Origin of the sequence: Cohaesibacter marisflavi (assembly GCF_963665895.2) — a bacterium.
GTDB classification, from domain to species: Bacteria; Pseudomonadota; Alphaproteobacteria; order Rhizobiales; family Cohaesibacteraceae; genus Cohaesibacter; species Cohaesibacter marisflavi.
This window is the reverse complement of record NZ_OY762534.1, coordinates 3,187,260-3,203,183: the sequence shown is the minus strand read 5'-3', so window position 1 is coordinate 3,203,183 and position 15,924 is coordinate 3,187,260. Positions and strand designations below refer to the sequence as shown.

Annotated in this window: 12 protein-coding genes and 2 pseudogenes; all 14 read left to right on the top strand. The window is 51.1% G+C overall.

Going from position 1 to position 15,924, the window contains the following annotated elements:
* Nucleotides 1-6 precede the first annotated feature (6 nt).
* The 14 genes and pseudogenes from ACKPCT_RS15480 (at nt 7) to ACKPCT_RS15415 (ending at nt 15,897) form a co-directional block, all read left to right on the top strand.
* Nucleotides 7-3,123 carry an efflux RND transporter permease subunit gene (locus ACKPCT_RS15480; RefSeq protein WP_319567350.1) on the top strand — a complete coding sequence of 1,039 codons (3,117 nt, stop codon included), beginning with the start codon at nt 7-9 and terminating at the stop codon, nt 3,121-3,123.
* A 1,011-nt stretch (nt 3,124-4,134) separates the two neighbouring features.
* Complete coding sequence (locus ACKPCT_RS15475) at nt 4,135-4,791, top strand: RNA polymerase sigma factor (protein ID WP_210186656.1); 657 nt, start codon at nt 4,135-4,137, stop codon at nt 4,789-4,791.
* 123 nt (nt 4,792-4,914) lie between these two features.
* A complete protein-coding gene (locus tag ACKPCT_RS15470; RefSeq protein WP_319567349.1) occupies nt 4,915-6,129 on the top strand; it encodes a flagellin in 1,215 nt (404 codons plus the stop codon).
* 359 nt (nt 6,130-6,488) lie between these two features.
* Nucleotides 6,489-6,920: pseudogene (locus tag ACKPCT_RS15465) on the top strand (flagellin); the annotation flags it as partial.
* Between the two features lie 66 nt (nt 6,921-6,986).
* On the top strand, nt 6,987-8,054 hold the full coding sequence (locus ACKPCT_RS15460) for a flagellin (RefSeq protein WP_319569428.1): 1,068 nt from the start codon (nt 6,987-6,989) through the stop codon (nt 8,052-8,054).
* Between the two features lie 512 nt (nt 8,055-8,566).
* Nucleotides 8,567-8,998: pseudogene (locus ACKPCT_RS15455) on the top strand (flagellin); the annotation flags it as partial.
* Nucleotides 8,999-9,064: 66 nt separating this feature from the next.
* On the top strand, nt 9,065-10,132 hold the full coding sequence (locus ACKPCT_RS15450) for a flagellin (RefSeq protein ID WP_319569427.1): 1,068 nt from the start codon (nt 9,065-9,067) through the stop codon (nt 10,130-10,132).
* A gap of 69 nt (nt 10,133-10,201) precedes the next feature.
* Nucleotides 10,202-11,959, top strand: a complete 1,758-nt coding sequence (gene fliD / locus ACKPCT_RS15445) for a flagellar filament capping protein FliD (protein ID WP_319567348.1) — start codon at nt 10,202-10,204, stop codon at nt 11,957-11,959.
* 1 nt (nt 11,960) lies between these two features.
* Nucleotides 11,961-12,413 carry a flagellar export chaperone FliS gene (locus ACKPCT_RS15440; RefSeq protein ID WP_090069419.1) on the top strand — a complete coding sequence of 151 codons (453 nt, stop codon included), beginning with the start codon at nt 11,961-11,963 and terminating at the stop codon, nt 12,411-12,413.
* Between the two features lie 53 nt (nt 12,414-12,466).
* Nucleotides 12,467-12,712, top strand: a complete 246-nt coding sequence (locus ACKPCT_RS15435; protein ID WP_090069421.1) for a hypothetical protein — start codon at nt 12,467-12,469, stop codon at nt 12,710-12,712.
* Between the two features lie 412 nt (nt 12,713-13,124).
* Nucleotides 13,125-13,793: a flagellar hook assembly protein FlgD gene (locus ACKPCT_RS15430; RefSeq protein ID WP_090069423.1), complete on the top strand. Its 669-nt coding sequence runs from the start codon at nt 13,125-13,127 to the stop codon at nt 13,791-13,793.
* 95 nt (nt 13,794-13,888) lie between these two features.
* On the top strand, nt 13,889-15,139 hold the full coding sequence (flgE, locus tag ACKPCT_RS15425; RefSeq protein ID WP_090069425.1) for a flagellar hook protein FlgE: 1,251 nt from the start codon (nt 13,889-13,891) through the stop codon (nt 15,137-15,139).
* A gap of 5 nt (nt 15,140-15,144) precedes the next feature.
* Complete coding sequence (locus ACKPCT_RS15420; protein WP_319567347.1) at nt 15,145-15,402, top strand: hypothetical protein; 258 nt, start codon at nt 15,145-15,147, stop codon at nt 15,400-15,402.
* A 9-nt stretch (nt 15,403-15,411) separates the two neighbouring features.
* On the top strand, nt 15,412-15,897 hold the full coding sequence (locus ACKPCT_RS15415; RefSeq protein ID WP_090069429.1) for a hypothetical protein: 486 nt from the start codon (nt 15,412-15,414) through the stop codon (nt 15,895-15,897).
* The last annotated feature ends 27 nt before the right edge of the window (nt 15,898-15,924 follow it).

The window sequence follows — 15,924 nt, the reverse complement described above, 5'->3', positions numbered from 1 at the left end:
GCCGACATGGGATCTTTCTTTATTGATCGCCCGGTTTTTGCCTGGGTGCTTGCCATTGTCACGATGCTGGCCGGGGCTTGGTCCATCACCAGTCTGCCGGTGGCCCAGTATCCGGATATTGCACCGACGACCATTCGTGTATCGGCAAGTTACAAGGGCGCTACCGCCGAGGCCGTGGAAAACTCCGTGACCAAGGTCATTGAAGACAGCCTCACCGATGTGGACGGCGTGCTCTACACCATTTCAAGCTCAAGTGCGGGGCGCGCTTCCCTTGAACTGGTTTTTGATGGTGCTGTTGATCCGGTGACGGCGCAGAATGATGTGCAGACCAAGATCGGCCAGATCGAAAGCCAGTTGCCAGATGCCGTTCAGGATGCCGGCATCAATCTCAGGCGGTCCAATGACTCCATTCTTTTGGTTGGCGCTCTTGTCTCAACAGACGGGAAACATTCCACCCTTGAGTTGGGCAACCTGCTTGAGGAAGTGGTGGAAGGCCCGATCCAGCGTACAGACGGGGTCGGCGGCATCAATTCTTTCGGATCTGGCTATGCCATGCGCATCTGGCTCGATCCGATGTCTCTTAATCGCTATCAGCTGACGCCAAGCGATGTGGTCAGTGCCGTTCAGGCTCAAAATACCACTGTTTCCGTCGGTTCTCTAGGCACGCAGCCAACACCGGAAGGACAGCAATTCACCGCAACCCTGACAGCGCAAAGCCAGCTGACCACCGTCGACCAGTTCAAGCAGATATTGCTGAAAACCAATGACGATGGTGGCTCTGTCTATCTGGGCGATGTGGCAAAGGTGGAAATCGGACAGGAAGATTACGGCTCCAACTCCATTTTCAAGGGGTTGAATGCTGCCGGGTTCGGCATCAATCTGGCCACGGGCGCCAATGCGGTGGATACGTCAGCTGCTGTCCGTGCCACCATGGACAAGCTGAAAGGCTCGCTCCCTGATGGTGTCGAAGTGCGCTATGCCTATGACACGTCACCCTTTGTGGAACTGTCGATCAGCAAGGTTTATCACACGCTGGGCGAAGCAGTTGTGCTGGTGGTGCTTGTCCTGTTGGTTTTCCTGCAGTCTTTCCGCGCCACTTTTGTTCCATTAATCGCAGTGCCGGTCGTGTTGCTTGGAACACTGGCTGTTCTGGCCGCAACGGGCTTCACCATCAATACGCTCACGATGTTTGCTATGGTGCTGGCCATCGGCCTGCTGGTGGATGATGCCATTGTGGTTGTCGAAAATGTGGATCGGCTCATGCATGACGAAGATGTCGGACCGCTGGAAGCGACGCGCCGCAGTATGGGGCAGATCACCAGCGCCCTGATCGGCATCGTGGTGGTGCTCTCGGCGGTGTTTCTGCCCATGGCCTTCTTCGGAGGATCGACCGGCGTGATCTATCGCCAGTTTTCCGTGACAATGATTGCCGCCATGGTGCTGTCTCTCTTCGTGGCTATCACGCTATCTCCGGCCCTTTGCGCGCGCTTCTTGCGCAAGAAGAAAGCTGGCAAGGAAATCGCTCCAGCGCGCTGGTTCAACGACGGATTTGATAAGCTGTCCCGCTTATATGGGGCTTCAGTGCGCTTCATTCTGAAGGCGCCCTTCACCATGTTGCTTGTCTTGGTGCTGGTAACAGGCGGGGCATGGCTGGTGTATGAGAGAATGAACTCCTCCTTCCTGCCGACGGAAGATCAGGGCATGTTGATGAGTCAGATCAAGCTGCCGGAGGGCTCCACCTACAAGCAGACCAAAGAAGTCGTCTCCAAGGTGGAATCCTACCTGCTTAATGAAGAAGGTGATTCAATTGATGCAACCTTCGCAGCCCTTGGCTTCAGTTTCGGTGGGGCTGGTTCCAACCAGGCCATGATGTTCATCAAGCTCAAGGACTTTGATCAGCGCGAGGACACGTCGCTGGATGCGGCTTCTGTTGCCCTGCGTATCAATCAGCATTTTGCGGCCAATCGTCAGGCCGAGATTTTCGTGATGCAGCCTCCCGCCATCATGGGGTTGGGCAATTCAGGCGGTTTCTCGATGTATCTGGTTGCCCGCAACGGCGGGTCTCACGCTGACCTGTCCGATGCCGCTGATCAACTCGTCGCTCTGGCAAAAGCGGATTCTCGCGTGCAGAATATCCGGTCTTCCGAAAATGAAGACGAGAGTGCCCTGCGGATTCTGATTGATCAGCCCAAGGCCGAGAGCTTCGGGGTGTCACTGAGCAGCATCAACGCCATGCTGTCGGTGATTTTCTCGGGCACAGATGTCAATGATTTCGATCTCAACGGCAATTTGCGCCCTGTCATTGTTCAAGGGGCGGCTGAATACCGCATGCAGCCGGAAGATATCGGCAAGTGGTATGTCAGCAACAGCTCAGGAGATATGGTGCCATTCAGTGCTTTCGTTACCACCAAATGGGAGCCGGTTGCCCCCAGCCTTGCGCGTTATGATGGATCGTCAGCGATAAAAATCGACGGATCTGCCGGGCCAAACACCAGTTCCGGTCAGGCTATGGAGACAATGGAAGCGCTCGCAGAGCAGCTGCCAACAGGCTATGGCGTGGAATGGACCGGTTTGAGCTATCAGGAACGGCAATCTGGTGAACAAGCGCCAATGCTCTATGCCCTGTCGTTCCTGATTGTCTTTCTGGCGCTTGCGGCCCTCTATGAGAGCTGGTCAATTCCAATCTCTGTGATGCTTGTCGTTCCCATCGGCATTTTTGGTGCCTTGCTGGCCGCATGGCTGTTTGGCCAGTCCAACGATGTCTATTTCAAGGTTGGAATTCTGACCACGATCGGGCTTGCAGCCAGAAACGCGATTCTGATCGTTGAATTTGCCGAGACGCTGTATAAGCAGGGATATTCTTTGGTGGATGCGGCGGTTGAGGCTTCCTTGCAACGGCTGCGCCCCATCATGATGACGGCGCTAACCTTCATTCTTGGTGTGCTACCGTTGGCTGTGGCCACAGGGGCGGGGGCCAATGCTCAAAATGCGATTGGTATCGGCGTTATCGGTGGCATGGTCGCGTCCACCTTTATCGGCGTGCTCATGGTGCCGGTGCTCTATGTCATTGTTCGTCGTCTCTTTGGTGAGAGACACGACGAGGAAACCATAACCGAGGCGTAAAGCCGCGATGGTCTGATTTTGGCGAACCAGGATCTTGAGAAGAAAGTGAATTGGCGTGCTGACTTGTGCGCCAATTTTCTTTTCATGCGACAGGCACGAAAATCGCTAAATACCGCCAGCTTAAAAGCACTCGGTTTTCCATCTCAGAGCTCTATTTGACTGAGGAGTGACGTGGAAAGGGAGCGATCAAGCCAGATGAATTCACCCGAGGGAATGACGTGAAAATATGATTCGATAGGAGGTTCAATCGACTCATTTCGGTGAGCAGAGCTGGATTTAAACGGCCCGTTGTCAGTCAAATGAACTGCTTCTGCTGTTTTTTCTGTGCAGAAACAGGGGGCTTTCAGGGGTGGGAAAGATTCTATTTTGTGTAGGTACATATAAAAATATTTCTACAATTGTCCATCTCTGTCTAAATATAAATTCTCGTAAAAATTGAATGTTTTAACACTTTAGTAATGTATATTAACAAGCTCCTAATCGAATTAGGGAGAGGAAGATATTTAGATAATGATCTGGTATATTTAGAAGGTAAACATAAAATAGTATTACAACTTTTTCTCAGAAATAGTGATATTTATTGAAAATCTTGTGTATCAAAAAAAATCTATGTAAAAATCCTATTTGTCGAAACTTATATATCATCAATATGTGTATTGAGTATTTTGAATATGTTTGTATATAAAAATTAAGAGCAATAATTTCTAAATTATTGCTGAATTAATTTTTTTAATCTATTTAAAAAAATTTTTATAAAGTTAAAATTATTATAATTATGGTAAAATATGCGATATTGTAATTTTATTTCGTGTATATACTGCAGAATAGATATTATCACTTTTTACTAGGCAAAAGATTCCGGGCAAAATGCAGATTTTTCCTAGAAAAGATCAGAAATAAGCTGAAAAAAAACTTATAGTTACACGCCTGAAAGAGTTCGGTACAACGTTTTATTAGTAGGAAGAAATTTGTGAGGTGACTTCTTAGCCTGAAACGTTGATGGACTGAACAATGAAGAACGCAACCATGCAATCTGTTTCACAATCGGACATACCTGAAACGGTTACGACAAAGTCGCAACTGCTGCAGGCGCGTGACCTGGTTGCTCTGAGTGATGACGAATTGCTTGGTTTGATCGCTTTGGGACAGGAAGAAGCCTTTCAGGCGCTCGTTGAACGCCATGTCGACCGTGGCTATGCGGTTGCCTATCGTATCCTGCAAGATGGCCCTGAGGCCGAAGATGTGCTGCAGGATGCGTTCCTTCAGGTTTGGACCCGTAGGGGTAACTGGAAAGCGGGGCGCGCTAAATTCTCGACCTGGCTTTTCAAGGTCGTGACCAACCGCTGCATTGATCTTCTGCGCAAAAACAGAACGTCCGCCATGGACGAATTGCCCGATCTTAAAGATGACAGCTCGAACCAGTCTGCCATTCTTGAGATGCAGGAAGCAATCGATCTGCTTGAAGGGGCTGTTGCTCAGTTGCCGGATCAGCAACGTATCGCCATCGTCTTCTCCTATAACGAGAGTATGAGCAACAGCGAAATCGCGGAAATTATGGAAACAAGTGTGTCCGCCGTGGAATCTCTGCTCAAGCGCGGACGTCAAAAACTGCGTCAGATACTCAAGGCACATAGCTCCGATATTCTCTCGCTATTTACGCAACCTTAAGCACCTTTCGCTGCAATCTGATTTAATTTCGCCCGGTTTAGCTATTGCCTCCCGTTAGAGACAGTAGGCGCACAGCATTTTCATATGAGCAAGCGCCAACTGCCCGTAACGAGGAGTTTGAGCATGCCCGTAATTTCCACGAATATTGCCGCCAACATTGCTGTGCGATATTTGAACCAGAATTCAACCCGGCTCAGTGACTCCATCTCCAAACTTTCAAGCGGATCGCGCATCGTCAAAGCCTCTGATGATCCGGCAGGGTTGGCGATAGCGACGGGCATGTCTTCTGATCTTGCCAATTTGGAGCAGGCGTCCGTGAATGCCTCCAACAGTCTGGCTCTGTTGCAAACGGCAGACGGCGGTGCAGCATCGATATCCGAAATTCTGGAGCGCATGAAAAGCCTTGCATCGCAGGCAGCTTCCGGAACGGTGACGGACGATGAGCGCAGCAATATTCAAACCGAATTTGCAGCCCTGATGGAAGAGATCGACAGCGTCAGTGCTGGCACCCGCTATAATGGCGTCAGCCTGCTGGACGGCTCAAGCAACTATTCCGATGACACCGTGGAGACCGCAGCGGTCTTTCATAGCGGCGTGTCTGCCGGCTATGGTGCTGCCGCATCTGCAAATGATGCGAGCGCCAGTTTCTCGATCAATGGCACGGTGGTGACGGTGACCAGTCACAGTGATGGAGCCAACACAGAGGCTTTGTCGTCGCAGGATCTGGCGGATGCGATCAATCACTCTCTGCAAGAACAGGGTGACTATACCGTATCGGCATCAGTGGATGCGAGCGGAGCCCTTATCTTCGCAAGCGAAGAAACTGGCGCCAACGCAACGCTCGATATTTCGGATGTGACGGGTGACAGTGGGCTGCTTGCATCCATGGGGCTCTCGGAAGGGGACAACGTGAAGGAGCGGGGCGCATCAATCGAGGCGGTGACCACCGGAGCGAATGTGGTGGTTGGTGTTTCTGGCAACGATACGATCAATCTCTCCATTCAGGCCCTGACGACAGAAGCACTCGGGCTGTCCGGATTGGATCTGTCTTCCAGAGAAGGTGCTACAAAGGCTTTCTCTTTGCTCGATCTAGCGATTGGGTCTGTTGCTGATGCGCGCGCCGAGATGGGGGCGACCATGTCCCGCTTTGAATTTCGCTCGCAGCAGATCGACACAAGCCTTGAAAATCTCGAAGCGGCCAAATCCGCGATTATGGATGTCGATATCGCCAAGGAAATGGCGAAGATGTCTTCCGAGACCGTGCGCGTAAAAGCGGCTGCCGCCGCTGTGGCGCAAGCCAACAGAGTGCCGCAATATCTGCTCAAGCTCCTTCAGTAGGCCTTTTGCTACCGCAGATTTTCTTTTGGTGGATATAGTCGGCTTGTTGCTTTTTGCGAAGCTTCCCGCATTTTATGAAAATTAATTTACCAAGTAATTTTCCAAATTTAATCTTTCATTAACTATAATAAAACCCGATATTGAGCGAAAAAATGGCTGAAATCAGCTAATTTATGCTTAAAATCAAAGAAGGGCCGATAAAACCTTATAGTTAACAAAGGTTTAAAGGGTTAAAAAATAAAGTAAAATAAATCTCGCCCGGTTTGCCAACCCTGACCCGTTACAAATACAACGCGTGAAATAACGCACTTAACGGCACTGTAAAGTGGAGCCATTTTTTTCGAGTCAGGATATCTACCATGCCAGTAATCTCTACCAACACAGCTGCAAACACTGCAGTGCGTTTTTTGAACAGAAACTCCGATGATCAGTCCAACTCTCTGGCAAAGCTGGCCAGTGGGTCCAACATCAACAAAGCCTCTGATGATGCTGCCGGTCTGGCTATCGCGACCAAGATTTCGACCGACGTGGCTGCGCTGGAACAGGCTTCCACCAACGCTTCCCACGCTGTTTCGGTTTTGAACACCGCAGATGGTGGTGCTTCCAACATTGCTGATATCGTCGAGCGAATGAAAACGCTGGCCTCCCAGTCCGCTTCCGGTACGGTAACCGATGTAGAACGCGCCTACATTCAGGCTGAATTCTCGCAGCTGCAGGACGAAATCGACGGCATCACCGAATCCACCCGTTACAACGGTCAGGGCCTGTTGGATGGTTCCAGCGACTTCTCCGTGGATGATACGGAAACGGCAGCTGCTTATACGTCTGATGTTACGGGTACCGCCAGTACCTCCGCTATGATCGGTGCCGATGGCGTCTATATCGCAGACACTGCCAATGAGGTCGTTTCTATTAAGATCGGTGATGGTACCAACACCGTCGATGCGGACTTTACCCTCACCAATATCGGTGACAAGCTGACCGCACAGCAAATTGCGGATGGCATTAACACAGCTGTGGCTGGGGATGCCAACTTGGCTGGAAAAATTACCGCTTCCGTGGATGACGCTGGCAATCTTTCCCTGACCGGCGTTGATGGTACTACGGTTGAAATCGCTGACGGTACAGCTCTTGCCAATACGACACTGGCAGACGTTGGTCTGGACAACGCCACCAGCGTAACAGCTGCTAAAGGCTATGCAAATGCGAGCGCAACTGCCGAAGAAACAATCCAAATTGAAGTTGGTGGTTCCAAGCTCGACATCACAGCTGCCTTCACTGAAGGTTCCGGTACTGCATTGAGCAATGAAGACCTTGCTGCACAGATCGAAACAGGCTTGCATGATGATGGCAACTATCAATATGAAGTTGCTTATGATAGCGCCTCTGAAGCCATCACGATCACCAGTCTTGCAACGGGGGACAGCGCTGACGTAACGATCGCTGGCACAGATAGTGACGGTGGTTTGAATCTTGCTGCCCTTGGACTGGAAGCTGGAACTACCAGCGGCGAGACGACGGAAGTCGCAACAACGGGCGCTGAAATCGTTGTTGGTTCCACTTCTGCCGATACCATCAATCTTTCAATTGACTCGTTGACGACCGAAGCACTTGGAATTAGTGATCTGGACGTTTCCACCGGTGAAGGGGCTGCTGAAGCGCTTTCCGTACTGGATATGGCAATTGATACTATTTCGGATGCCCGCGCCAAGCTTGGTGCAAAAATGAGCCGGTTCGAGTTCCGCTCTTCCCAGATCGATACCAGCGTTGAAAACCTTGATGCTGCCAAGTCTGCCATCGCCGACGTTGACATCGCCAAGGAACAGGCCTCCCTGTCTTCTTCCAGCGTGAAGGTTCAGGCCGCTGTTGCAGCCGCTTCTCAAGCCAACGACATGCCGCAGAACCTGCTTAGCTTGATCCAGTAATACAAGCTATAGAGATAGCTCGAAATCTTAAAGCGGTCGGACGCGTCAAGTACGCATCCGACCGCTTTTTATGCAATAGACAGGTGCTTTTGAACCGCTGATTGACCGTTCGAAGGGTCTGGATAGCAAGAGGCTACCCGGGCCTTTCCTTTACAAATGCTTACTGAATTCAGGTGGTTTACTTGTGTCCATTACGTGGGGCGGGGAATATTAACTTGCCGTTAATCATAAGATTTGGTCGTTTGAAGTTTATTTTTTGAAAAGTCACCCAAAATAACGGAGTTGTTGTTAATCTTTTTCTCTGTAAATGCTTGGAAATGCGTGGGTAAAACCTAACAAGGTGAAAATTCTGGATCGAACTCTTTATTCAACGTTAATTTTGAGGCGTGTTGGCCAAAAATATTTAGCGCCCGATTTGCTCTGCTTGGCCCGTTGAATAGTCAAGACGCAAGGAAAAGCGTCATCCGCTTAGTAACAGTAGCGCGGCTATCGTTTAGTTCAGGAGTTCGACTATGCCCGTAATTTCTACCAATACCGCAGCAAACACTGCAGTTCGTTTTTTGAACAGAAACTCAAGTGATCAGACCAACTCGCTTGCCAAACTGGCCAGTGGGTCCAACATCAACAAGGCGTCTGATGATGCTGCCGGTCTGGCTATCTCCACTAAAATCGGTACCGACGTTGCCGCGCTGGAACAGGCTTCCACCAACGCTTCCCATGGTATTTCCGTTTTGCAGACCGCAGACGGTGGCGCATCCAACATTGCTGACATCGTTGAACGAATGAAAACGCTGGCCTCCCAGTCTGCTTCTGGTACAGTTACCAATACGGAACGTGCTTATGTGCAGGCTGAATTTGAACAGCTGCAGGACGAAATCGATGGCATCACCGAATCCACCCGCTACAACGGCCAGAGCCTGTTGGATGGCTCCAGTGACTTTTCCGTGGATGATACGGAAACGGCCGCTGCTTATACGTCTGATGTTACGGGTACCGCCAGTACCTCCGCTATGATCGGTGCCGATGGCGTCTATATCGCAGACACTGCCAATGAGGTCGTTTCTATTAAGATCGGTGATGGTACCAACACCGTCGATGCGGACTTTACCCTCACCAATATCGGTGACAAGCTGACCGCACAGCAAATTGCGGATGGCATTAACACAGCTGTGGCTGGGGATGCCAACTTGGCTGGAAAAATTACCGCTTCCGTGGATGACGCTGGCAATCTTTCCCTGACCGGCGTTGATGGTACTACGGTTGAAATCGCTGACGGTACAGCTCTTGCCAATACGACACTGGCAGACGTTGGTCTGGACAACGCCACCAGCGTAACAGCTGCTAAAGGCTATGCAAATGCGAGCGCAACTGCCGAAGAAACAATCCAAATTGAAGTTGGTGGTTCCAAGCTCGACATCACAGCTGCCTTCACTGAAGGTTCCGGTACTGCATTGAGCAATGAAGACCTTGCTGCACAGATCGAAACAGGCTTGCATGATGATGGCAACTATCAATATGAAGTTGCTTATGATAGCGCCTCTGAAGCCATCACGATCACCAGTCTTGCAACGGGGGACAGCGCTGACGTAACGATCGCTGGCACAGATAGTGACGGTGGTTTGAATCTTGCTGCCCTTGGACTGGAAGCTGGAACCACCAGCGGCGAGACGACGGAAGTCGCAACAACGGGCGCTGAAATCGTTGTTGGTTCCACTTCTGCCGATACCATCAATCTGTCCATTGCTTCTCTCGATACAAAGTCTCTGGGTATCGCTGATCTGGACGTGTCTACGGAAGAGGGTGCAGCTCAGGCATTGTCCGTGCTCGATATGGCGATTGATAGCATTTCTGATGCGCGTGCTGAAATCGGTGCGACCATGTCCCGGTTCGAGTTCCGCTCTTCCCAGATCGACACCAGCGTTGAAAACCTGGAAGCAGCACAGTCTGCCATCGCTGACGTGGACATCGCCAAGGAACAGGCCTCTCTGTCTTCCTCCAGCGTGAAGGTTCAGGCCGCTGTTGCAGCTGCCTCTCAGGCCAACCAGATGCCACAGAACCTGCTCAGTCTTATTCGGTAAAATTAATATTCAGATGGGGCCGCCTGATCGGGTGGCCCTGTCCGTATAACTAATACAGGAGTTTGGCAAATGACGAGTGTTAGTTCTACCGATACAGGCGCGGCGACGACCACGACAACGAACACTACCACTACGTCTTCATCCAGCTCCAGCTCCGCTCATACTGCCAATGTGTCGTCCGACTCGGATATCGATTGGGATGCCCTAATCGAGGCGGCAGTGCTGCAAAAGCAGCTCCCAGCGGATCGTATCAGCAATAAAATCACGGAAAATGAAGCCAAAATTGAATCCTACAACACCATGCAGGACCTGCTTGGTGACATGCTGGATTCTGTCGAGACCATCACAGGCGTCTCTGAATCCCTGACAGAACAGGATGACATTTTTTCCTCGCGCGAAGCCTATCTGACAGGTATCGGTGGCGCGGATGCTGAAAATTCACTGGTGGTGACCGCTGAGGCGGGTGTCGCCATCCAGACCTACGAGCTCACCATCGATCAGCTCGCAACCTCCCAAAAAGTGGCCAGCGCTTCGCAGAGCAGCGGTTATGATGAACTCGGGTATACGGGTACGATCTCACTCTCCATGGAAGGAGCGGCCATTCCTGTCAATAAAGACGGGGACGAAGATCCGACCTTGCTGCAAGTTGAAGTCGACGACACCATGAGCCTCGTCGAGATCGCAGATGAGATCAATACCCGAACCGATTATACGGGCGTAACTGCCACGGTGGTCGCCGTCAATGAGAACGACTTTCGTCTCGTGCTGACGGGGGAGACCGGCGCGGATATCGTCATGACCTCGGTTGAGGGGGATGACATCGGCCAGTCGCTCGGGCTGACCGACGGCAGCGGTGCCTATGTTGACGAGTTACAATCTTCGCAAATCGCCAAATTTAACGTCGATGGCGTCGAGATCTCCCGAAAAAGTAATACTGTTGATGATGTGATTGATGGCGTCACATTCTCTCTTTACCAAACCACCGACGTTGGCGAATCCATCGCGGTCGAGATTGGCCAGTCCCTGTCTTCCATCAAGGATGCCGTGGTTTCGCTGGCCGATAGCTACAATGCCTATCGTGAATGGGCCATCACCCAACAGGCGATCGACGCAAGCGGATCCGTCTCCGATGACGCGACCCTGTTTGGCGACAATATGCTGCGCAATATCAACACAGAGATCGCGCGCGGTTTGTCTAAGGTGATTGATAGCGAAGGCATGGCGCTGCTCGGGCTTTCCTACGATGAGAATAACTATCTGGAGCTGGATGAAAGCGAGCTGAACGACGCGCTGTTGAACGACATCGATCAGATCGAGGATGTGCTCAACTTCCAGTATGAAACCAGCAATTCCGATCTGGCCGTTCTGCGGCGTAACGCCAACATGCCCTCGGAGCTGACGCTTGACTTTACCGTTGATGAGGAAGGCGCTCTTGTCGGTGTTCTTGCAGACGGAGAGGCGGGGCTGTTCGAGGTGGATGGCACCCGTATCGTTGGTGTTGAGGGAACGGACTATGAGGGGATCACCTTTGTCTATACAGGCGATGAAAATGCCACGATCTCCTTCAGCAGTTCTGCTGGCATGGCGGAACAGCTTTTCCAGTCACTGAACAAATATACAGATGAGGATGATGGTCTTTTGACTGAGAAGATCGCATCCCTCGAAGAACAAAACGAAGATTATGAAGCCGAATATGACGACTATATGAGCATCGTTGATGCTTATGAAATGCGTCTGACGGAGCTTTACTCATCTTACCAGGCAGCGATCGAAGAGGCCCAAAGTTCGCTGGACTATCTGGAAGCCATTCTCAATTCGGGAGACTAATATGAATTATGCGCAAAACCGCGCGGTGAACGCCTATAGGACTGCCAATACGGCTGTGCCGCCCGTCAAAGCTGTCGCTATGCTGCTCGATGAAGCGCTGAATGCGATCGTGTTGACAGCCTACTATATCAAGCGCAAGGAATTCGAGAGCGCTTTCGGGCGTGTTGTTCATGCCTCCAAGATTCTGAGTGGACTGCGGCAGAATGTGAATCTGGATGTGGACCCGCAAATGGGTCAGCAGTTCATCGACATGTATACCAGCAACATTTTTGCTTTACACAATGCTTATGGACGTGATGACGCGATCCAAAGATATGCTACGCTGGCTAGCGGTATTCTGGAATTCCGCAATGCATGGGCAGAACTCGCAAGAATGCAGCAACGAAGCATTGACACCGTCATGGGCGGGATTTTAGATCAAAAAGAAGAAGTGGTTGCCGCTGAAGCGGTATAACGCCTGGACGATCGAGACGACGGCTTAATTGTCCAGCCAATGATAGGACAATTATGGCCAAGTCCGAAGGTGATATGACGATTGAGCAGTTCGAGGAACTGTTGGATCAACACGGTCCGGATTTGAGAAATTGGCCAGAAGAGCAAGTGGCGCCAGCCCTTGCTCTTTTAAGTATTTCCCAAGATGCACAAGATAGCTTGCGACTTGCAGCAAGCATTCCCAAGCTGGCGAAGGCCTCGCCAGCCCCGAAGGCTCCGGCCTCTCTTGTCAATCGCATCATGACGAAAGTCAAAAAATAACATCATGATGTGCTGCTGCTTTGAAAGCGCGGGCTCCGTCTGAGTATCTGCGCGTGGTGTGGCACCCAATTACAAAAGCTTTTTCGCAAGCAGTAGCGGTTCTCATATTTAATCATTTGTTTCATCGCGTCCTTTGGGTAGGCGAAATCTAGATATACGAGGATTTATTAAAGTAAATATTGTAATTATAGGAATTTATTACAATTAAATACTCGTAAATTGCGCGTATTTATTTAGGTAGGCAATTAATTCCTAGAGGAAATAAGTATAGGGCAATATTTTCCTAAATAAAAAATGAAAAAATACCGCCTGATTTAGCTTTTTGTCCCGTTTCAGAAATATGAGGGATGAAGGCATGAGGCGAAATCCGTGTCTTGATCTCGTGTTTTCTCAAAACGCGCGAGCTAAAGCCATGACTGTATCTGCACTGGCCTCTTCTACAGCAAGTACGACGACCACTACGACTTCAAGTCAGGGGCTGGGGTTGGATACATCGCAGTTCTTGCAGCTCATGGTCGAGCAGTTGCAGAACCAGAACCCGACCGATCCCACCGATACGACCGAATTTCTCAACCAGATGGTTCAGCTGTCGACCTACGATCAGCAAGTCGAGAATGCGAACCGCCTCGAAACAGTCGTCTCATCTCTGGATACAATGATCGCTGCGAATGGCCTCGGCTATATCGGGCAATCTGTTTCTGTCCTTGGCGATACCACGACGCTTCAGGATGGTTCCGCCCAGTGGAACTACGCGCTCGAAAGCGATGCCACAGATGTCAAAATCGAGATCTTCGATGAAGACGGCAATTCGGTCTACACAGCCGATGGTGAGACCGAAGCGGATGGGTCCCATGAATTTAAATGGGATGGCGTGACCGATGAAGGCAAGCAGCTGGACGATGGCAGCACCTACAGAATTGAGATCACCGCGACCGATCAAGAAGGCAATGACATTGAAACCAGCACCTCGGTAACGGGAAAGGTCACTGGTGTCGATGCTTCTTCTGGCCAGACATATCTGACAATGGGCGATGTCTTCTTCACGCTCGACCAAATCATCTCAGTTAGTTCTGATAGTTAATAAATTCAACAGGTTAGCGCAGCTTCCTGAACAATAAGTCAATCCTGCCACTCAAGCAATAAACATCGAACGTGGCGCATATGTAGGAGAGTAACATGAGTTTGATGGGTGCAACAAACGCCGCGATCACGGGCTTGGCCGCCCAGTCGCAGGCGCTTTCGAATGTTTCAAACAACTTGGCAAACTCGGATACGACCGCATACAAGGCGTCCAAAACGAGCTTTTCAAGCCTCGTTGCTGGGTCTGGTAACAACAAGAGTGGGGGTGTGCACGCCAGCAACACGACCAATAATACAGCTCAGGGTCTTGTGACCGACTCGGCCATCTCCACGCATCTTGCCATTCAGGGCAACGGTTACTTCGTGGTCTCCGAGGAGGGGGATACATCCTCTCGCTACTACACCCGTAATGGTGAATTCGCGGTCGACAATGACGGTTACCTGATGAATGGCGACTACTATCTGCTCGGTTGGGCAACCGATGCGGATGGCAATGTGGCCGGCGGCGCCAGCAGCGTCAATCTGGACAAGATCGATTTGAGTTCCATCCAGAGTTCGGCTCAGGCAACCTCCGAGGCTTCCATTCAGGCGACGCTGCCCGGGGATGCTGTGCTGAACTCGACCTTTGAATCCAGCTTCGAGGTCTATGACTCGCTGGGAACGGCAAGCACGATTACCGCAACCTATGAAAAAACGGCTCAAAACACTTGGACGATTACCTATTCTGATCCGGTTTCTGCGGACACATCCACGACAACAGGCTCTGTGACCAGCTCGCCAATTACCGTCCAGTTCAATAATGATGGCTCTCTGGCCAGCGTTTCTGGCACCGACCTCGATATCACTTGGAATACCGGTGCGGCGGCTTCCTCAATCAAGCTTGATTTGGGGACGGTCGGTGGCTCTGACGGCCTGACGCAATATTCTTCCAACGATGTCGAGAATGCGGATATCGATGTCAAATCCATCATCGTTGATGGCCGGGCTTACGGCACGGTGGATGATATCGAAATCGAGACCGACGGGTCTGTGGTGGCTACCTTCTCCAACGGCGAAACGCGCAATATCTACAAGATCCCGGTCGCCACATTCATCAACTCCGATGGACTGACTGAAGACAGTGATGGCATCTACGCGATTTCAACTTACTCGGGCAACGCGACCCTGCATACAGCAGGCACGGGCTCGGCAGGCAGCCTGAAGAGCAGCTCGCTGGAATCCAGCACCGTGGACACCAGCACCGAATTTGCCAGCATGTTGTCCGCCCAGCAGGCCTATTCCTCTGCGTCCCAGATCATTTCAACTGCCGGCGACATGTTTGACAGTCTCCTGCAAGCCGTGCGGTGATTTTCATGTCGGATGATCTGGCCCATTGCAAGGCTGAGCTCAGGCGCCTCAAGGCTGAAATCCGCCGCTATGAGAGAGAGCCGGACCGTGCGTCCGGCAAACTCCTGCTGTTGGTTGCCCAAAATGCTCTGAAGGACTTGATAAAGCATATGCGGGGCCAGCAGGCGAACATCAAGAATAAGCGCTCTCGCTCAACAAAAGCCAACCAGGTGGCAAACGCCTATTCTCAGTTGAACCAGTTTCGAAAAACGAACAAAGGCTAAGGGTGAACCATGCACGACGAACTCAATACCAAGATGGTCCATTCCGAGCGTGATATCGAACGCATCGAAAGCGCCATTGATGAAGCGATCACGGTGGCTGATGAACTGATCCGCATTGCCGGAGAAGAAAATCAGCGTCTCGAAAGCGGCCGCCCCACTTCATTGGACGATCTGCTTGTCAGAAAGCACAAGCTGGCTGGCGAGTTTGATGCTTTCTTCAAGCGCTTCAAGGCTGAACGCGAGGTCTTTCTCTATGCCTCGGATGAGAAGTTCAACAGTTTGCAGGATCGTATTCAGATCCTTGCCCAGTCCTTTATGGAAAATGCCAACCAGTTGAACCGAGCGATGTCGGCCAATGAAAGGCGCATCAGTGCCATCATGCGGGCCATTCGCGACAATCAGGATGCTAGCGCCTTGCCATCCTACGGGGCTGCTGGGCAAAGCGCTTCCAGCACGCCACATGCTGCGTCCCTCAAGGGAGGGCGCAAGGTTTGAGGATTGCGCCTCTCTGGCTTCGGTTTC

Excerpts from the sequence above, each read along its gene's own strand:
- ACKPCT_RS15460 (WP_319569428.1), top strand. The coding sequence starts at position 6,987 with ATGATCGGTGCCGATGGCGTCTATATCGCAGACACTGCCAATGAGGTC.
- ACKPCT_RS15415 (WP_090069429.1), top strand. The coding sequence starts at position 15,412 with ATGCACGACGAACTCAATACCAAGATGGTCCATTCCGAGCGTGATATC.
- fliD (WP_319567348.1), top strand. The coding sequence starts at position 10,202 with ATGACGAGTGTTAGTTCTACCGATACAGGCGCGGCGACGACCACGACA.
- ACKPCT_RS15435 (WP_090069421.1), top strand. The coding sequence starts at position 12,467 with ATGGCCAAGTCCGAAGGTGATATGACGATTGAGCAGTTCGAGGAACTG.
- ACKPCT_RS15440 (WP_090069419.1), top strand. The coding sequence starts at position 11,961 with ATGAATTATGCGCAAAACCGCGCGGTGAACGCCTATAGGACTGCCAAT.
- ACKPCT_RS15430 (WP_090069423.1), top strand. The coding sequence starts at position 13,125 with ATGACTGTATCTGCACTGGCCTCTTCTACAGCAAGTACGACGACCACT.
- ACKPCT_RS15480 (WP_319567350.1), top strand. The coding sequence starts at position 7 with ATGGGATCTTTCTTTATTGATCGCCCGGTTTTTGCCTGGGTGCTTGCC.
- ACKPCT_RS15450 (WP_319569427.1), top strand. The coding sequence starts at position 9,065 with ATGATCGGTGCCGATGGCGTCTATATCGCAGACACTGCCAATGAGGTC.
- ACKPCT_RS15470 (WP_319567349.1), top strand. The coding sequence starts at position 4,915 with ATGCCCGTAATTTCCACGAATATTGCCGCCAACATTGCTGTGCGATAT.
- ACKPCT_RS15420 (WP_319567347.1), top strand. The coding sequence starts at position 15,145 with ATGTCGGATGATCTGGCCCATTGCAAGGCTGAGCTCAGGCGCCTCAAG.
- flgE (WP_090069425.1), top strand. The coding sequence starts at position 13,889 with ATGAGTTTGATGGGTGCAACAAACGCCGCGATCACGGGCTTGGCCGCC.
- ACKPCT_RS15475 (WP_210186656.1), top strand. The coding sequence starts at position 4,135 with ATGAAGAACGCAACCATGCAATCTGTTTCACAATCGGACATACCTGAA.